Raw genomic sequence first — 18,695 nt, 5'->3', positions numbered from 1 at the left:
TAAATTAGAGTTCATTCAACATCTATATTGGCGGCCGAATGCAAAAACCAAGGCCTGCGGCTCACGAAACCGCCGGCCTCGTTTCTCCACCATCGACGCCAAGCCATCGTGCCCGGCTTCAGCTGCGCTCTTCGCGCCGCAACCTACTCCGCCGCATGAGCCGTTCTCAGGGTGAATTCGGCCTGCTTCTGCGGCTCGGGAGCTTCATCCGCAGTGGGCTTGATCCGGAACCACGTGGCATAAAGCGCCGGCAGAAAGAGCAGGATGAGAACGGTACCCGCCGCCGTGCCGCCGATCAGCGTGTAGGCCATCGATCCCCAGAACACCGAATGGGTGAGGGGAATGAAGGCCAGGACTGCTGCCAACGCGGTCAGGATGACTGGCCGCGTCCGCTGCACCGTCGCCTCGATCACGGCGTGATAATCGTCGAGCCCGGCCGCCTGGTTTTCCTGGATCTGCTCGGTCAGGATCAGCGTGTTGCGCATCAGGATGCCCGCCAGTCCGATCAGGCCGAGAATGGCGTTGAAGCCGAACGGCTGATCGAAAGCGATCAGCATCGGAACCACCCCGGCAAGCCCGAGCGGTGCCGTCAACATGACCATGGTCATCGTCGAGAGGCTGCGTACCTGGAGGATGATGACGATCAGCATGGCGGCGATCATCACCGGGAAGATCTTGGCGAGCGCTTCGTTGGCCTTGATCGATTCCTCGATATTCCCGGCCATTTCGATGCGATAGCCGACCGGGAGCGACGCGATCAGCGGTTGCAGGGCTTTCATGACCTGCTTCGAGACTTCCGGGGGTTGCGTCGCTTCGTTGATGTCGGAGCGGATCGTGATGATGGGCGTGCGATCGCGACGTTTGAGAATCGGTTCCTCGAACCGGATCTCGGAGCGGCCGATCTGATCGAGCGGCACCTGGCGGCCATCGCGGCTCATCAGCGAGAAATCGGCCAGCCGCGCGGGATCCAGACGGTTCTCGCCAGCACTGCGTGCGACGACCGGCACGTTGCGAATGTTTTCGCGAACCTGCGTCACCGGGATACCGCTGACCAGCATCTGCATCTGCTGGCCCGCCTCCGCCGGTGACAGACCGATCAGATTGAGCCTGTCCTGATCGGGAATGTAACGCAGCACGGGCGAACGATTGCCCCAGTCCCGGTTGGCCTGCCGGACATCGGCGACGCTTTTCATCAGGCCGAGGGCTTTCTCGGAGATTTGGTACAATTGCTCCGGATCGGGTCCCATGATGCGGAACTCGACGGGGAAGGGCGTGTAGGGCCCGAACACGAGCTGCGTGACGCGGATGAAGGCCTCGGGCGCGAGGCCCTCCGATATGGCATCGCGCAGCCGATGCTTCAGCGTCTCGCGCGCTTCGGCATTCGCGGTCAGCACGACGATCTTGGCAAAGGCCGGGTCCGGCAGTTCCGGCGCCATGGCGAAGAAGAAGCGAGGGGCGCCCTGGCCGATATAGCTCGTGACGATCTTCGCCTCGGCCTGATCCTTCATCCAACGTTCGACTTTTGCGACGGCGGCCGTCGTCGTTTCAATGCTGGTGCCTTCCGGCATGCGGACCTCGCCCAGCACCTCCGGACGATCGGATGTCGGGAAGAACTGCTGCTTCACAGCGCCCATGCCGAGGCCGGAAAGACCCATTGCGATGACGACCACCGCGCAGGTGACGAATTTGTGGCGCACGGTGAACTTGATGACGCGCCTCAGGCGCCGATAGTTCGGCGTGTTGTAAATGGCGTGATGGCCACCCTCGACCGGCTTGATCTCCGGCAGCATCTTGACGCCGAGATAGGGGGTGAAGACCACCGCGACGATCCACGAGACGATCAGCGCGAAACCGACGACCCAGAAGATGTTGCCTGCATATTCGCCGGCGCTCGAACTCGCGAAGCCGACCGGCATCAGGCCGATGATCGTCACCAACGTGCCCGAAAACATCGGCGCCGCCGTGTGGCTCCAGGCGTAGGCAGCCGCCTTGATCCGGTCCATGCCTTCTTCCATCTTCACCACCATCACCTCGATGGCGATGATGGCGTCATCGACCAGCAGGCCCAGCGCCAGGATCAGCGCGCCGAGCGTGATGCGGTCGAAGAAGCGGCCGGTTTCCAGCATGATGAGGAAGACGACGGCAAGGGTGAGCGGCACCGCGAGCGCGACGACGATGCCGACACGCCAGCCCAGGGCGACCAAGCTCACGAACAGCACCACGCCGAGCGCCATCGCGAATTTCAGCATGAACTCGCTGACCGCGGCTTCGATGTTGACGGCCTGGTCGCTGACCTTGGCGAGCGTCATGCCAAGCGGAAGTCTCTCGGCGATCGCGCTCGATCGCGCTTCGAGGGCTTTGCCGAGCTCGAGCCCATTCCAGCCCTGCTGCATCACCGCGCCGAGCATGATGGCGGGTTCGCCGTCATGGCGGATGATGTAGGTCTCCGGGTCCTGATAGCCGCGGCGGACATCCGCGACATCGGACAGTTTCAGCGTGCGTCCGCCTGCGACGATCGGCGTGTCGGCGATCGCCTGGATGCTATCATAGGCGCCGTCAAACCGGATGAAGACCTGCGGACCGCGCGTGTCGATGGAGCCCGCCGGGGTGACGGCATTCTGGCGTTGCAGCGCGCTGGCGATGTCGCGTGCGGACACGCCGAGGGTCGCGAGCTTGGCATAGGAGAACTCGACGAAGATCTGTTCAGGCCGCTCGCCGAGAATGTTGATCTTCTTGACGCCGGACACATGCAGAAGGTCCTGACGGATGACCTCGGCCTGACGCGCCAGTTCGCGCATCGGCATGCCCTTGGCCTTGAGCGCATAGAGTCCGAAGCTCACATCGGAGAATTCGTCGTTGACGAAGGGACCGAGCACGCCTGGAGGCAAGTTGCGGGCCTCGTCCCCCAATTTCTTGCGGGCCTGGTAGAACTCCTGTTCGACGGCCGACGGAGGCGTGCTGTCCTTCAACGTGATTGTGAGGAAGGCGAAGCCGGGACGCGCGATGGTCTCGACGCGATCGTAATATGTCAGTTCCTGGATGCGCTTCTCGAGTGGTTCGGAGACAAGGTCCTGCATCTCGCGGGCGGTCGCGCCGGGCCATGCGACGGTGACCGTCAGGCTCTTGATCGTGAAGGACGGATCCTCCGCCCGTCCCAGCTTGACGAACGCGTAGAGGCCCGCGGCCGCCAGCAGAATGATGAAGAACAGGGTGACGGCTCGCTCGCGAACCGCGATCGCAGAAAGATTGAAGTTCATCGGTTCGCCGCCTGCGTCTGAACTGCCGTGCGGATGGTGGCGCCATCCGTCAGAAGATGAGCTCCCAGAGCCACGATCTCCTGACCGATCTCGACGCCGCTGACGAAGGCGGTCTCTCCGCCGAGGCGCCTGATCTGGATGGGAATGAAGCGAACGGTCGAAGAGCTGCGATCGACGGCCCAGATCCCGGTCCGACTGCCATCATCCAGCACCGCGCCGATCGGCACGACGACTTCCGAAGGCCTGTCGCCGTTGGTGATCCTGATCGTCACCGTCGAGCCGAGCGGCGCAGAAGCGGCGTCACCATCGAGCACGTAACGCGCCTCATAGGTGCGCGTCTGGGCATCGGCGGCATCGGAGATCTGCCGCAGGCGGGCCGTGCCGCGCAGCTGGCGGCTTCCGTAGACGCTTGCCTCGGCCTGCGATCCAAGAGCAGGACGGATTGTTTCGGGAAAGCCGACCACGGCCTCGCGAGGCCCTGCATGCGCCAGTTGAACCACCGTCTGCCCTGCCGAGACGACCTGGCCAGGCTCGCCCATGGCTGCGACCACCGTGCCGTCTGCGCCGGCTGTCAGCGTCGAATACGTCGCTTCGTTCTCGGCAACGTCCGCTTGCGCTTGCGCGGAGGCCAGCTGCGCTTCCACCGTATCCAGCGTCGCCTTTGCCTGTTCGTAGCGTTGTGGGGTCGCCGCCAGACCGTTCTTGACCAAAGTGGCATAGCGCTTCTCGTCGGCGCTGGCCTGGACGACGACGGCGCGGGCAGCGGCCACGGCATTGCGCCTGGCGGTGAGGGCCAAGCGCAAATCCGTATCGTCGATGCGCATCAGCGGCTGTCCCGCCTTGACTTGCTGGCCGACATCGACCAGCCGCTCGACGATCTTGCCCGGCACGCGGAAGCCGACATTGCTTTGGATCCGCGCGGCGATCGTGCCGGTGAAGGACCTCTCGATGCCTTCAACGCTCGAGGCGAGCGCGACCTTGACCAGTTGCGGGGCCGTGCGGGAATCCGCGGCGGCCGAGGCAGTGCCCTTGTGGCCTAGCGAAACGAATGCGAACGCTGCGATGCCGGAAGCCGACAGCACAGCCGCGCCAATGAGTAGAATCCGTCTGCGCCCCATGACCGATGATCCTCGAAGGAAAGCGCGGTGCCGCGCCAATTAGATTTCGTTCGAACTCTATAAGCGATTTAAAAGTCGAACGCAATCTAATTCTGATTTCGATTTGAGGGGCGGCTGGTGAGGCTGGCGCTGGCCGGGCGGCGCAGGGCATTCGCCTGGAGATCTCGGCGAACCGCAGCGCCACCTCACTCGTGGCGCCCCTGGCTCAGTCCGGCAAAGCCGATGCTGCGGAAGCCGGCATTCATCTTGATGGCGATGGCTGCACAGCAGGGCGCGCTGCATCGGGTAGGCAGGCCGGCGGGCAGGTCTGTGCCGCGGCCGCGATACGGCCCGGACGCCAAAAAAGTCGTTGCCTTGGATAGATATACTATGAAATCTATCCCGGTTCGCGCCGAACGGACTTGGCGCATTGACAGGCAAAAATTCGATCCGGAATTGTTCACCGGGCATTGTTTCAATAGGGGGTCATGATGAAGCGGATTAAGCGTTTCCTGAGACAAGCATTTTTTGGATTTTCCGTTCTCGCGCTTGCAAGCACGGCGGCTTCATCACAGACGAAACCTACGGTTCTAAGCACGGGAATCGAGAAGCCGGAATCGATCATCTATCTTGGGAATAGTTTCTTTTATTTCAACAATGGCATAAGCGGGATGGTTTCCCGTATTCTTGCCTCGGCCGATCCGAAATACAAACTGCGCACGGCGCTGGTGACGATCAGCGGTTCCGGCTTTGATTGGCACGATGTTGGATCCCACTTCCGCCCTGATGCGGTTGGTCGCTACACGATCGACGCCAACAATGTCGTGACATTCAATAAACCGAGCCGCCTGTTCGACCTGGCGATCATGATGGATTGCAGCCAATGCCCCGTGCATTCGGACTTGAAGGGCATATTCTATGAATACGCAAAGAAACACGCAGAAACGGTCAGGAAAAATGGCGCTGAGCCAGTTTTCTTCATGTCCTGGGGTTACCTGGACAAGCCGGAGATGACGGAGCAGCTCTCCGAAGCCTACACCCGCATTGGAAATGAAAACAAAGCTCTTGTTATTCCTGCGGGGTTGGCATTCGCCAGGGCCGTCAAAGAGCGCCCCGATATCCGTCTGTACACTGCTGACAAGCGGCACCCGACCATGGCGGGAACCTATCTGGCCGCCCTGACTACCTATGCGGCAATATTCAAGAAAAACCCGGTCGGTCTCAGTTATACAGCCGATTTCGACGGAGAAGTTGCCAAATATCTGCAGACGGTTGCTTGGGAGACCGTCAACGACTATTTGGCGCCTTGATCATCAATCTCAGGTTGCTTCTTGGATCGTGATGTAACCCCTACCTCGCCGCATCCGGCTCACTTGAACGCGAGATCGTCGGGATCAGTGAGCAAAATATACGCGGAAGCAACGGGCCGAAAGTCTCGGCCATGAAGCCGACCTAGGTCTTTCAGCCGATAACCGCGGCGCCCGGAAGCAGACGTTCCTGAGGTCAGCAATGGGCCGATTGTGTTGAAAAAGTCCGCCGCAATACTTGGGGCGGGCTCGGCTGGTCCGAACGCAGAAATTCCATCCCTCGTGATGGAAACTTCCGGTCGCCAAGGACCACTTTTTGATAATTGAAAGAATGATCTTCTCCGCCAGCCGCTATCGCAACTGCAGCCTTGGGCGAGCCGGACTTTTTCAACACAGTCGACCAAGAGCAGCCGCCGCATGATGTCTGACACGCGCCATTAAATGGCCATTAGGCAAGTTGTGTTTGCGCGAGGCGAGGCGTCCGTAAGCAGTGGACCCCGCCTTGCCACGAACTGAGTGACGCCAATTGGCGCAACTTCGCCTTGGATTCACTCGTTTTCTGCAGATGCGATCGCCAGACGATCCGATGGCACGTTTGAGCGTTGCCGCGAAGGGCAGCGCTCAGCCGGTTCGGTTCATCCCGATTTTGGACCGGTGTGCGCCTCTACCGGACATTCGACGGTCGCCTGACTGCAGACGTCAATGCGCTCGCTGATCAGTGTTGCCGGCGTCGGCGGCATCCCGGAGCTTTTCGACCAGGAGACTGGCAGGAAGCGACAATCCCCTGTTCCTTACCGAGATGACGAATTGGCGGCGGGCCCAAGCATCGGTCAGCGGGACCACCGTCAGACCCAGCGCCTGCTGAACGGCGCGCGCTTCCTCGCCAGGGACGATGGCGACAGCCAATCCAGCGGCAACGATCCGGTAGGCGGCATCCACCGTCGACACCTGGATCCGGTGGATCAGCTGCTTTCCGGCTGCTCCTGCAGCACTCCGTTGTCTCTGCTGCAAGATGCTGCGAGCCAGGATATCGACGTGCTCGTAGTTCAGAGTCTCGATGAAGGCGACCGAGTCGCGGCTGGCAAGCGGGTGCCCCTCGGGAACGACGACGGCGAGGTGATCCCGGTGATAGGGAAAGAGGGTCAGATCCCGGAAGTCCACCGCATCCCAGCAAACGCCGATATCGGCTCGTCCCTCTTCGACACCCCTTACAACCTCCCAGATTTCCCGCTCTTCCATGCTCACTCGGACGTCGCGATACATCTTGGCGAAGCGACCGATATCATTGGGCAGAAACTGGGCGAGCGCCGACTTGCTGCCGAAAACGCGAACCTGGCCCTGCACGCCCTGCGCAAAGGCGCCGAGATCCGATTTGATCCGGTCGAGCATCTGCAGCGACTCGCGCGCATAGCGCCAGAGCGCCTCGCCCGCGGCGGTGACCGTCACGCCTCGACGACCGCGCTCAAACAATCTGACGCCGGCTTCGCTTTCCATCTGGGCGAGGCGCTTGCTGACGGCCGAGGGCACGATCGCTTCTCTCTGGGCGGCGGCCGCGATGTTGCCCTCCTCGCAGACGGCGACGAACAGGCGCAAGGATACCGGGTCGAAGCTGCGCATGAAACCTCCGGCAGAGCTTTACAGCCATCTCCAAATGGAATGGCTTGGATGAAAAATGACCACGCCAGAGGTGGCTGATATTCCCTTCGGCTCGCTCTATCGTCCCGTCAACCAAAAAACGGGGAGGCAACGATGGCGAAACTGGCTCTTGGCATTTTGCTGGCGGCGGCGATCGCGACGCCGGCTGCGGCGCAGAATTATCCTTCACGGCCGATCACGATGATCGTTCCCTTTGCCGCCGGCGGGCCGACCGACACGGTCGCTCGTGTGACCGCGGAAACGATGGGCCGCATTCTCGGCCAGAACATCATCGTCGAGAATGTGGCCGGCGCTGGCGGCACGACCGGCAGTCATCGAGCCGTTCGCTCCGATCCCGACGGGCACACCATCCTGCTCAACCATCTCGGACTGGCGACGGCCGTCACGCTCTATCGCAAGCTGCCTTTCGATCCGACGGCCGACCTCAAGCCCGTCGGCGTCGTTTCGGATGCCAGCATGGCGATCATCGCCCGGCCGGGATATCAGCCTGAATCGCTCGCGGATCTGATCAAGGACGTCAAAGCCCGCGGGCAGGATGTGACTTTTGCCCATTCAGGCCTGGGCGCCTCCTCGCAACTCTGCGGATTGCTGTTCATGGCGGCCGTGGACAAGAAGCTCACTCAGGTGCCTTTCCGGGGCGGCGGGCCGGTACTGCAGGCGCTGCTGGCGAACCAGGTAGACCTTGGCTGCGAGCAGGCCACCACTGCCGCGCCCCAGCTGCAGTCGAAGAGCATCAAGGGCTATGCCGTCACGAGCACGCAGCGAATCCCTGCGCTTCCCGATGTGCCCACAGCTGGCGAAGGCGGCCTTTCCAATATGGAAATCAGCGTATGGCACGGCCTTTTCGTGCCGGCGAAGACCCCTGACTCCGTGGTTCAGACGCTGTCGGCAGCGTTGGCGAAGGCTCTGCAGGACCCCACGCTCGCCAGCCGCTTCATTGACATCAGCACGGTACCGACGCCGGAAAAAGCCACGCCGCACGCCCTGGCGCAGACCCTGAAAAGCGACATCGTTCGCTGGCGTCCGCTGATCCAGGCCGCCGGTCAGTTCGCCGACTGAACCCAGCCGATCTCCTCCCATCAGGAAGCCCTTTAAATGCGTATCGTCGACATCCGGGAGCGCACCGCTCCGATCGCCTCGCCCATCGCCAATGCCTTCATCGACTTCTCGAAGATGACGCTGAGCCTGGTTGCCGTCGTCACCGACGTCATCCGCGACGGCAAGCCGGTGATCGGCTACGGCTTCAATTCGAATGGGCGCTATGGCCAGGGCGGGCTGATCCGCGAGCGCTTCGCCCCGCGCATCCTCGAGGCGGTGCCCGAGAGCCTGCTCGATGCTGAAAAAGGCAACCTCGACCCGGGCAAGGTCTGGGCAGCGATGTTCACCAATGAGAAGCCAGGCGGCCATGGCGAGCGCTCCGTCGCGATGGGCACGATCGACATGGCGGTCTGGGACGCCGTCGCCAAGATCGCCGGCAAGCCGCTGTTCCGCCTGCTGGCCGAGCGCCACGGCACGCAGGCCGATCCGAAGGTCTTCGTCTATGCCGCCGGCGGCTACTATTATCCCGGCAAGGGGCTGGAGGGGCTGGTCGCCGAGATGCAGGGCTATCTCGACCGCGGCTACACCGTCGTGAAGATGAAGATCGGCGGCGCGCCGCTGGCCGACGACTGCAAGCGCATCGAGGCCGTGCTGAAGATGCTGCCAACCGGCTGCAAGCTCGCGGTCGATGCCAATGGTCGCTTCGACCTGGAGACCGCGATCGCCTATGCCAAGGCGCTGCGCCAATACGACCTGTTCTGGTACGAGGAGGCGGGCGATCCGCTCGACTACGACCTCCAGGCCAGGCTCGCCGAGCATTATCCCGGCCCGATGGCGACCGGCGAGAACCTGTTCTCGATGCAGGATGCGCGCAACCTGATCCGCTATGGCGGCATGCGCCCGGACCGCGACTGGCTGCAGTTCGACTGCGCGCTGAGCTACGGCCTCGTCGAATATCTGCGCACGCTGGAGATGCTGAAGCAGAACGGCTGGTCCTGGCGCCGCTGCATCCCCCATGGCGGCCACCAGATGTCGCTGAACATCGCAGCGGGGCTAGGGCTCGGCGGCAACGAATCCTACCCCGACCTGTTCCAGCCCTATGGCGGTTTCCCCGACGGCGTGCGCGTCGAGGCCGGCCACATCGTCATGCCGGACCTGCCGGGCATCGGCTTCGAGGGCAAGGCGGACCTGATCAGCGAGATGCGCAGCCTAGCGTCGTGACCGCCACGACACGATCAAACAACGACCCATCGCCCCAAGATCTCAATCAGGTCTGGCTCAGCCGACAGATGCGCCGGCACTGACGCGGCGCCGATGCCGTGGGGCTCGGCCTCGCACCTGACCCGCTTAAAGATATCGCGGACAGGTGAGGCCGAGTTCTCAAGCACCAAGCGGTAGAGCCGCGTCAACAGTTCGACGCGGCATAGAGCGTGACGCAGATCTGACGATCAAGGCGCAATGGCTTGTCGCGCATTCCCGTCATATCCGCTTCCGCACCGACCTCAATTCGTCGTGATGGTGATGGCCACGTCGATACTGCCCTTCACCGCGTTCGAATAGGGGCACGTCGCATGCGCCGCCTGCACGATCTCCTCGGCGGTCGCCTGATCGAACCCGGTGATCGCGACATCTAGCGCCACCGAAAGCACGAAACCACCGCTGCCATTCGGCGACAAGGCGACTTCGGCCACCACCACGATGTCACTATCCTTCACCTTGGCGATCTTGTTGCGAGTGACGTGGATCACTGCATTTTCGAAGCAGGCCGCATAGCCGGCTGCAAACAACTGCTCCGGATTGGTCGCGCCGCCCTTGCCGCCCATCGCCGTGGGAAGCGCCAGCGAAAGATCGAGAAGGCCGTCCTCGCTGCGGATGGTGCCGCTGCGGCCGCCGATCGCGGTGACCCGGGTGCTGTAGAGTGTGTCCATGGTCTCGTTCCGATCAGATCATGCCCGACATGCCGAGTGCGCGGAGCATGTCGTTCTGGATAGAGGAGACGCCCTCGTTCAGCCGTTCCACCCCGAGATCCATGCCGTCGGGCATGACGACCGTCCGCAACGGACGCCGTTCCGTGGCTTCGACCAGCCGCGCGATGGCATCGGCGACCAGCTGGGGGCGTGGCGGATTGGCAGCATCATGCGATTGGGCGGAGTTCTCTTTGATTTGTCCCGGGAACTCCGCGACCGCTCCATAGGATGTCAGCACGCCTTCGTCCGACGGCGCCGGACTGGATGGCAGCAGGTTGCTGGGAAATGGCCCCGGTTCGACGATCACAGAGTCGACGCCGAAGCTTGACAGTTCGTAGCGATAGGATTCGGCGAGCGCCTCGAGTGCAAACTTGCTCGCGGAATAGACACCGAAGAAAGGAAAGATCAGCCGGCCCATCAACGACGTGACATGGACGAGAAGTCCGCGGCCGGCGGCGCGCATATGCGGCAGAACGGCGCGGTCGGCTCGCGCGGCGCCAAAGAAATTGACCGCGAATTGCCGTTCGATATCCGCAATGGTGTAGGCTTCTGTAACCCCGATGAACATCGTTCCTGCATTGTTGATCAATGCATCGATTTTTCCATGTTGCTTGACGACATGGTCGATCGCCGAATTGACCGACGCCTCGTCGGCGACATCCATTTCAAGAACCTGCAGCACGTTGCCTTCCGCTTTCGCGGTTTCGATCAACTCGCTCCGGACCTGACTATTCCTCCCGTCGACATCGCGCATGGTCGCGATCACGGTGTGTCCTCGTCTCGCGAGCTCCAACACGGTCAGTCTTCCGAAGCCACTGCTCGCGCCGGTCACGACAACAATCTTCTTGTCCATCATAGGTCCTTTCATATCGATCTGGAGGGCATCGCTACTCACTAGACAGACTTGTATGTCCATTGCAATCGAAAAATAGACAGATTAGTCTGTCTATGTGCCGATTGGGTCAGATGAGAGATGAAAATGCAGGACGTGCCGGAGTTCGGGGATCTGGAGGCGCAGCCGCTTCACGCCCTCGCCCCGCGCGAACGGATACTGAAGGCGGCGTCGGATCTGTTCTATCGGTTCAGTATCCACACCGTCGGAGTGGACCGCATCATCGCCGAAAGCGGCGTGGCCAAGATGACGTTCTACAAGCACTTCCCGTCCAAGGCCGACCTGATCGCTACTTATCTGCGGCTCAAAAGCGCCGTCTGGTTCCAGATGCTCGCAACCGCGACGGAGAAACCAGGGCTGTCGCCGCTGGAACGCGTCCTGGCTATTTTCGACGCGCTGGGCGAGTCATTTCGAGCCCCGTCCTTCCGCGGCTGTCCGTTCGTAAAAGGGCTGGCCGAGTTCGGACCCGACGCCAATTCTCCCGAAGTGCAGGCAATCATCGCCACTTATTTCAAGGGCTTGCATGAATTCGTGGCGTCGCTCATCGAGCCTTTGGCATTGAACAGGCCTGAAAAAGCCGTGCTCCAGATCCTGTCGCTCATCCAAGGCTCGATCGTGATCGCGCAATCGACGCGCGACCCAGCCATAGCGGACGCAAACCGCGATGCAGCCAGATTGTTGCTTGAAGATGGGTCGATTGGCCTGCCGCGGGTTCGTTGAAATCGATTGGGCCGGCCTCGCGCCTGAAGGGCTCGATGTCGATTTCGGCTCGGCCCGCTGGGTGAGAATGCGCCGACCGGGTGGCAGATGACGACGCAGGCCTTCGACGAGGCCGATGGCCGCGGTCCGCGCATCCACTGCTGCCGAACCTCAGGGCGACGCTCGCACTTGAAAGCTGCAAGTCCGGTGGGTGCTCTCGCTCACGGCCTCGGCATAGCGCCTGTATGGCCAACGCCACGAAGACAGAATGCCACGATGGACCTCGCGTGAGCCTCGCGTTCGGCATCGGTTCGATGACCATCGAGCGCAAGCGGACCGACGAGGCCCTCGAAAAGCGAGCCGACGATGCAAGCCGCCGAGGCTTGTGCGTCCTGTGACGGAAACTCCCCGTCGCGGATGCCTTGGTCGATCACCGTCTCGAAGACACGCGCGAGCTTGCGACGGTAGATCAGGCGCGCGGTCTCGATTTCGGGTTCGACGGGCTCGGCGACGAGGGCATGCGCGAGCCGGCGACCGCGTAATGCTCGGCTGGCGAAGATCCAGGCCGAAGCCCAGAGACGGTCCGCCGATGATCCTTCACTGACTGCCATTCCCGCCGCCGCGTCGACCTCGCGCTGGGACACGATGCCGACGATCTCGACCATGAGTTCGGCTTTCGACGAGAAGTTCCGATAGAGCGTTGCGAGCGCGACACCGGCTTCCTCGGCAACGGCATTCATCTGTGCCTCCCGGAATCCGACCCTCGTCACCAGGTCGCGGGCGGCGTGCAATATCGCGAGGCGCTTCTCATTCGCGACCTGCGCGCTCCGACCTTTTCGTCCGGTCTGCGAAATACTCATCTGTGGCGGCCTGTCGGTCGGTTCGGCGTCAAAGCTCCACGTCCACGAAGAGCCCAGCTTGGTCCCCGTTTCTATCGGCTCTTTCCTACAGAATCCAAGCTCCCGAAGAGCCCCCATCCGACGAGGTCCGATCACCTCGTGAGAATCGCCGGAATCGAGGTCCGTGGTCGCTTGACATAAGTAGAATTATAATTCTACATATGCTTCAGAAACTAAAAAGAAGACCGCACAAAAGCGGCATTGCTGCCTCTAATGGCGGAGTAGGGAGAGAATTTTGATTATGCTTTCAGCCCGATTGCGCCATGTTCGCGACTCCCCTTGCGTTGGAGCGCGCCCCTGACTTGAGGCGCCGGGCCCACGCGGCCGGTGGATGTATCAAAAAAAGATCACAGCACTGGGAGTGGCCGAGATGGCAGTCGAATACGCGTCAGCGCTCGTGCGCGTGAAGCAGCTCGTGGACCTGTACAGCGCTCCCGACCTGAGTGTTGCTGCACAGCTTTGCGATAACCGGCCGGCGGATGCGCTCGCCTACAAGGTCGTCTCCGGCGATCTGACCTCGTTCGATTTGACCTATGGCGATCTGCGGCAGCGTTCGGAGCAATTCGCAGCGTCGCTCTACGACCTCGGTGTCCGGCCGGGCGACCGCGTTGCGACGCTGATGGGAAAGAGCGTCGAATACCTGGTCACTCTGATGGGCATCTGGCGGCTCGGCGCCGTCCATGTCCCGATCTTCACCGCATTCGCGCCGCCGGCCATCGCGTTCAGGCTGAAGGGAAGCGAAGCGAAGATCGTGGTCTGCGACGAGGCGCAGCAGGCGAAGCTGGCGCCAGGTGACGATATTCCCTTCGACGCACCATGGCGGGTGATCAGCACAGCTCCGACGGAGAAATTGCCGCTTGGCGCGTTCCAGTTCAACGCGGTTCTCGCCGCCTCGCGGCCGGGCTTCAAGGCGGCGGCTCTGGGCGGTGACGCGCCGATCATCCAGATCTTCACCTCGGGCACGACAGGCACGCCGAAGGGCGTCGTGGTGCCCGCCAAGGCGCTGGCCGGCTTTCAGGTCTACGCCGAATACGGGCTCGGGCTCACGAACGACGACCTTTATTGGTGCGCGGCCGATCCGGGCTGGGCCTATGGGCTGTATTTCGGCATCCTAGGATCGTTCACGACCGGCGTGCCCAGCCTTCTGTTGCAGGCGAATTTCGATCCGGCCACGACCTTCGGGACCCTCGCAAAGTTCGGTGTCACCAACTTCACCGCGGCTCCGACCATTTATCGATCGCTCCGCGCCTTCACCGGCACCATTCCTGCGATCACCAAGCTGCGTTGTGCTTCCAGCGCCGGTGAGCCGCTGACCCCGGAAGTCAACGAATGGGCCAGCGGCGTCCTGGGCGTCTCCGTCCATGACCACTTCGGTCAGACCGAGGCGGGCATGCTGCTCAACAACCATCACCATCCCGATCTCGCATGCGGCCTAAAGCCGGGATCGATGGGCATCCCGTTGCCGGGTTGGTCGGCCTTGGTCCTGAAGGAGCGCGATGACGAGCCGGCCGAGATCGGCGAACTCGGACGTGTGGCGATCGAGCTGAAGGACAGCCCGCTGGCTTGGTTCGACGGATACCTGAACGATCCGAAGAAGAGCGCCGAGAAGTTCGCTGGAAACGGACGTTGGTACCTGACCGGCGATGCCGGGCGGAGGGACGAGGACGGCTACTACTTCTTCTCGTCGCGTGATGACGACGTCATCATCATGGCCGGCTACCGGATCGGACCGTTCGAGATCGAGTCGGTCATCGTGACGCATCCGGCGGTGAACGAGTGCGCCGTGATTGCGGTACCCGACTTGACCCGCGGCGAGGTCCTGGAAGCCTATATTGTCCTGAAGAGCGGCGAAACGCCTTCCCCGGAGCAAACCAAGGACATCCAGAACTGGGTCAAGGTGCGGTACGCGGCGCACGCTTATCCTCGCGCCATTCATTATGTCGATGCACTGCCGAAGACGGCGAGCGGAAAGATCCAGCGCTTCCTCCTGCGGCAGGAGCGCCGCGCGCAATTGTCCGCCGCTGCCGCGGAGTGACCGGGCATGTCGGATAAGCGACTGGCCGTTCACCCCGTGGCTGCCGCGGAAGCCCGCGCACAGCGAAAGGTGAGCGAGACCGGGCTCTCGGTCCTTGATGCGGTCGAGAACCGGCGATCCATTCGCCGGTTTCTCCCCGATCCGGTTCCCAGCGACATCATCCGAAAAATTCTGACTGCGGCTGCCCGGGCTCCGTCGGGGACCAACTTCCAGCCCTGGAACGTGCATGTGGTCGTCGGAGAGACACGTGATCGCCTGGCACGGGCGGTGACTGCCGCCGCGGAAGCCGGCGAGCGGTCGGACGAGTATGCCTACGCGCCGACGCCGATACCGGAACCTTATCTGTCGCGTCGTCGGCAGGTCGGATACGCGCTGTACAGTCTCTACGGCATCGAGCGTACCGACTATGAGAGCCGCAAGCGGGCGATGCTGCGGAACTTCGAGTTCTTCGGCGCGCCGATGGGCCTGTTCTTCACCATGGAGAACAGCCTGCTCCATGGGTCGTGGCTCGACTGCGGCATGTTCATGCAGAACGTCATGATCCTGGCCCGGGCGTTCGGTCTGGAGACGTGCCCACAGCAGGCTTGGTGCGAGTACGGCCGGGTTGTTCACGAGCAACTCAATATTCCCGACACGCATGTCGTTCTGTCCGGCATGGCGATCGGCAAATCCGATCCGAGCGCTCCCGAGAACTCGCTGATCAGTGGGCGGATCGAAGTCTCTCAATTCACGCAGTTCCACGAGTGAATGTCGTCAAATCCTCCACGAAAGCGGGTTCGATGTCCAAAGATCCGATCGTCATCGTCGGTGCCGCCAGGACGCCGATGGGCGCCTTCCAGGGCAGCCTGAGCAAGCTCACCGCGGCGGAACTGGGGGCCCACACCATTTCGGCGGCAATCGCACGATCTGGCCTCGCCCCCGAGAGTGTCGAGGAAACGGTCTTCGGCTGCGTTCTGACGGCGGGACAGGGGCAGGCGCCGGCGCGCCAGGCTGCCATCAAGGCGAACATCCCCGTCCGGTCGGGAGCGACGACCGTGAGCAAGATGTGCGGCTCCGGCATGAAGGCGGCCATGCTGGCGAACGATCTGCTCGTCGCGGGCAGCGTGAATGTCGCCGTGGCGGGCGGCATGGAAAGCATGAGCAATGCGCCCTACCTGCTCGACCGTGCGCGGTCCGGCTATCGCATGGGCCACGGTCGGACCATCGATCACATGTTCATGGACGGCCTCGAGGACGCCTACGAGAAGGGCATCCCGATGGGTGTCTTCGCCGAACAGTGCGCCGAGGAATTTCAGTTCAGCCGCGAACTTCAGGACGAGTACGCGATCCGGTCTTTATTACGGGCTCAGGCGGCGATCGCCGAAGGCCGTTTTGCTGCGGAGATCGCGCCGATCACGCTGCCGGAAGACAAGACCGCTTCGCAGGTGATCTCGATCGATGAGCAGCCCGGGAAGGCGCGGGTTGAGAAGATTCCGACGTTGCGCCCTGCATTTCGCGCCGGAGGAACGGTCACCGCCGCCAACTCATCGTCGATTTCGGACGGAGCCGCCGCATTGGTTCTCATGCGCCGATCCGAGGCCGAGAGACGTGGGCTGACGCCGCTGGCCGCCATCATGGGGCACGCGACCCATGGCGAAGCTCCCGATCGCTTCCCCATGGCTCCCGTTCAAGCCATTCGCGACCTTCTCGGGAAGGTCGATTGGCGGGTCGGCGATGTCGACCTCTTCGAGATCAACGAGGCCTTCGCAGTCGTTCCGATGGCCGCGATGCGCGCACTGGGACTGCAAGCAGAGCGCGTGAACGTCAACGGCGGCGCCTGTGCCCTTGGGCATCCGATCGGCGCTTCCGGCGCCCGGATCATGGTGACCCTTCTATCCGCCCTTCAAGAAGCGAAGTTGAGCCGCGGCATTGCTTCTGTCTGCATCGGTGGAGGTGAGGCCACCGCTGTTGCCATCGAGATTTGCCAGTAAAGGCCGCGCGGTCCCGCTCGAATATCAGAGAAAAATCTCGACCCTAAAGAACGTCACTAAAAATTTGACGTCGGGGATATCTCAAAACTGTGGGAGGAACGCATGACTACTTTAGAAGCTATGACAGCAAAGCAAAGAATATCGGCAAGAGATAAGCAGGTCATCGTCGCCGCGTCTCTTGGGACGGTCTTCGAGTTTTACGACTTCTTCCTGATCGGCCTGTTGGCGTCCGAGATCGCGAAAGCCTTCTTCTCAGGCGTCAACCCAACGGCCGGATTCATTTTCACGCTGCTGGGTTTCGCTGCGGGCTTCATGCTGCGCCCGTTCGGAGCGCTTGTGTTCGGTCGTCTCGGTGACCTGGTGGGTCGCAAGTATACGTTTCTCATCACGATACTGCTGATGGGCCTTTCGACCTTCATCATCGGTCTTTTGCCTGCCTACGCGACGATTGGCATGGCAGCGCCGATCCTGTTCATCTCGATGCGAATGTTGCAGGGGCTGGCGCTCGGCGGCGAATTCGGCGGCGCCATGATCTACGTGGCCGAGCACGCACCCATGGGGAAACGTGCAACCTGGACCGCCTACGTCATCCTGACGGCGGCGTTGGGCTTCCTGCTTGCGGTTGCCGTTATCATCCCGCTCCGGCTTTCGATCGGCGCGGATGCCTTCACCAACTGGGGCTGGCGCGTTCCGTTCCTAGTCTCGATCGCGCTGCTTGGCGTGTCCCTGTGGATTCGGCTGAAGCTCGACGAGTCACCCGAGTTCAAGCGCATGAAGGCCGAGGGCAAGGCTTCCAAGGCTCCTTTGGCGGAGGCCTTCGGCAACTGGAAGAACGTCCGGTACATCATCATCGGTGCCCTCTGCATTCTGCCTGCGCAGGCGGTGATTTGGTACACGGGCCAGTTCTATTCGCTGTTTTTTCTGACCAAGGTCCTGCGGATCGAGGCGCTGACCGCGAACACCCTGCTGATCCTCGCCACCGTCCTGACCGTTCCGCTATACGTCGTGTTCGGAAGCCTGTCGGATCGCATCGGGCGAAAGCCGGTCTATCTCGCGGGTTACCTGTCGGCGGCGCTGCTCACGATTCCGATCTTTCAAGGTCTTACGCATTACGGCAATCCGGCTCTGGAGCGGGCGCAACGGAACCACCCGATCTCGATTTCGGCAAGCAGCAACGACTGCTCGCTTCAGTTCAATCCCCTCGGAACGTCGAAGTTTACCTCGTCCTGCGACGTCGTCAGCGACTCCCTGGCCAAGCTCGGATTGAACTACTCGACCGTCAAATCGAGCGATGCTGGTGTTGCCCAAGTCAAGGTCGGGGACCGCGCCATCATCGGTTATATCGGCAATGCTCCGGACGCCGCGGCCCAGAAGGCGCGCTTCGACAAGGAACTGACGGCGGCGCTGACCGAGAAACTGTATCCACTCGGCAATGCAGCCGCCGCGGACGTCAACGCGCCCGTCATCGTGCTGCTGCTTTCGCTCTTGTTGACCTTCGGTGCGATGACGTTCGCGCCGACGACGACCTCGCTGATGGAGATGTTCCCCTCGCGGATCCGCTATACCGCGATGTCGTTCCCCTATCACATGAGCGCGGCGTGGTTCGGAGGGTTTCTGCCGGCGACCGCGTTCACGATCGTCGCGGCCACGGGCAACATCTACTCCGGTCTCTACTACCCGGTCGGGATCGCCGCCGCGTGCCTCGTGCTGAGCCTGATCTTCGCCCGGGAGACGTACAGGGTCGACTTGTCGAAGGCGTAAGGCGCCTGTTGAGCAGCTCGCGCGGGCATGTGGTTGATCACTGGTCAAACGTATGCCCGTGCCGTTCAAGCGGTAGACCATGTCTCGACGACTGCGGGCCGAACCTTCCGGAAATCC

The 18,695-nt window shown here is 62.0% G+C and carries 14 protein-coding genes; 8 read left to right on the top strand and 6 right to left on the bottom strand.

What is annotated here, in order from left to right; translation table 11 throughout:
• Positions 1–143: 143 nt before the first annotated feature.
• Together ACSQ24_RS01230 and ACSQ24_RS01225 are read right to left on the bottom strand one after the other, a co-directional pair.
• Complete coding sequence (locus ACSQ24_RS01230) at positions 144–3,257, bottom strand: efflux RND transporter permease subunit (protein ID WP_436092927.1); 3,114 nt, start codon at positions 3,255–3,257, stop codon at positions 144–146.
• Positions 3,254–4,375, bottom strand: a complete 1,122-nt coding sequence (locus tag ACSQ24_RS01225; RefSeq protein WP_436097802.1) for an efflux RND transporter periplasmic adaptor subunit — start codon at positions 4,373–4,375, stop codon at positions 3,254–3,256. The genes ACSQ24_RS01230 and ACSQ24_RS01225 overlap by 4 nt, the downstream gene beginning before the upstream one ends.
• Before the next feature lie 470 nt (positions 4,376–4,845).
• On the opposite strand from ACSQ24_RS01225, the gene ACSQ24_RS01220 reads away from it, so the two are divergent.
• Entirely contained in the window at positions 4,846–5,664 is an 819-nt protein-coding gene (locus ACSQ24_RS01220) for a DUF4886 domain-containing protein (protein WP_436092926.1), read from the top strand.
• Between the two features lie 696 nt (positions 5,665–6,360).
• Here ACSQ24_RS01220 and ACSQ24_RS01215 read toward each other — a convergent pair.
• On the bottom strand, positions 6,361–7,278 hold the full coding sequence (locus tag ACSQ24_RS01215; protein WP_436092925.1) for a LysR family transcriptional regulator: 918 nt from the start codon (positions 7,276–7,278) through the stop codon (positions 6,361–6,363).
• 132 nt (positions 7,279–7,410) lie between these two features.
• Here ACSQ24_RS01215 and ACSQ24_RS01210 point away from each other — a divergent pair, with 132 nt between their 5' ends.
• Together ACSQ24_RS01210 and ACSQ24_RS01205 are read left to right on the top strand one after the other, a co-directional pair.
• Positions 7,411–8,376, top strand: a complete 966-nt coding sequence (locus ACSQ24_RS01210) for a tripartite tricarboxylate transporter substrate-binding protein (RefSeq protein WP_436092924.1) — start codon at positions 7,411–7,413, stop codon at positions 8,374–8,376.
• A 36-nt stretch (positions 8,377–8,412) separates the two neighbouring features.
• Positions 8,413–9,576, top strand: coding sequence for a mandelate racemase/muconate lactonizing enzyme family protein (locus tag ACSQ24_RS01205; protein WP_436092923.1), 1,164 nt, complete (start codon positions 8,413–8,415; stop codon positions 9,574–9,576).
• Between the two features lie 281 nt (positions 9,577–9,857).
• On the opposite strand, the gene ACSQ24_RS01200 is transcribed toward ACSQ24_RS01205, so the two are convergent.
• Together ACSQ24_RS01200 and ACSQ24_RS01195 are read right to left on the bottom strand one after the other, a co-directional pair.
• Positions 9,858–10,283, bottom strand: coding sequence for an organic hydroperoxide resistance protein (locus ACSQ24_RS01200; RefSeq protein WP_436092922.1), 426 nt, complete (start codon positions 10,281–10,283; stop codon positions 9,858–9,860).
• 13 nt (positions 10,284–10,296) lie between these two features.
• A complete protein-coding gene (locus ACSQ24_RS01195; protein WP_436092921.1) occupies positions 10,297–11,175 on the bottom strand; it encodes an SDR family oxidoreductase in 879 nt (292 codons plus the stop codon).
• A 126-nt stretch (positions 11,176–11,301) separates the two neighbouring features.
• Between ACSQ24_RS01195 and ACSQ24_RS01190 the strand changes: the two genes are divergently transcribed.
• Positions 11,302–11,934, top strand: a complete 633-nt coding sequence (locus tag ACSQ24_RS01190) for a TetR/AcrR family transcriptional regulator (protein WP_436092920.1) — start codon at positions 11,302–11,304, stop codon at positions 11,932–11,934.
• 200 nt (positions 11,935–12,134) lie between these two features.
• Here the strand turns inward: ACSQ24_RS01190 and ACSQ24_RS01185 are convergent, their stop codons facing one another.
• Positions 12,135–12,773, bottom strand: coding sequence for a TetR/AcrR family transcriptional regulator (locus ACSQ24_RS01185; protein WP_436092919.1), 639 nt, complete (start codon positions 12,771–12,773; stop codon positions 12,135–12,137).
• Between the two features lie 409 nt (positions 12,774–13,182).
• Between ACSQ24_RS01185 and ACSQ24_RS01180 the strand changes: the two genes are divergently transcribed.
• The 4 genes from ACSQ24_RS01180 (at position 13,183) to ACSQ24_RS01165 (ending at position 18,578) form a co-directional block, all read left to right on the top strand.
• A complete protein-coding gene (locus tag ACSQ24_RS01180; protein WP_436092918.1) occupies positions 13,183–14,847 on the top strand; it encodes an AMP-binding protein in 1,665 nt (554 codons plus the stop codon).
• A gap of 6 nt (positions 14,848–14,853) precedes the next feature.
• Entirely contained in the window at positions 14,854–15,594 is a 741-nt protein-coding gene (locus ACSQ24_RS01175) for a nitroreductase (protein WP_436092917.1), read from the top strand.
• 32 nt (positions 15,595–15,626) lie between these two features.
• A complete protein-coding gene (locus ACSQ24_RS01170) occupies positions 15,627–16,817 on the top strand; it encodes an acetyl-CoA C-acyltransferase (RefSeq protein ID WP_436092916.1) in 1,191 nt (396 codons plus the stop codon).
• Positions 16,818–16,919: 102 nt separating this feature from the next.
• Positions 16,920–18,578, top strand: coding sequence for an MFS transporter (locus ACSQ24_RS01165; RefSeq protein WP_436092915.1), 1,659 nt, complete (start codon positions 16,920–16,922; stop codon positions 18,576–18,578).
• The last annotated feature ends 117 nt before the right edge of the window (positions 18,579–18,695 follow it).

It is taken from the genome of Allobosea sp. LjRoot237 (assembly GCF_964253285.1).
Classification (GTDB): Bacteria; Pseudomonadota; Alphaproteobacteria; order Rhizobiales; family Beijerinckiaceae; genus Allobosea.
Note: the sequence above shows the minus strand (reverse complement) of the source record. Positions and strands in the feature narration are given on the sequence as shown.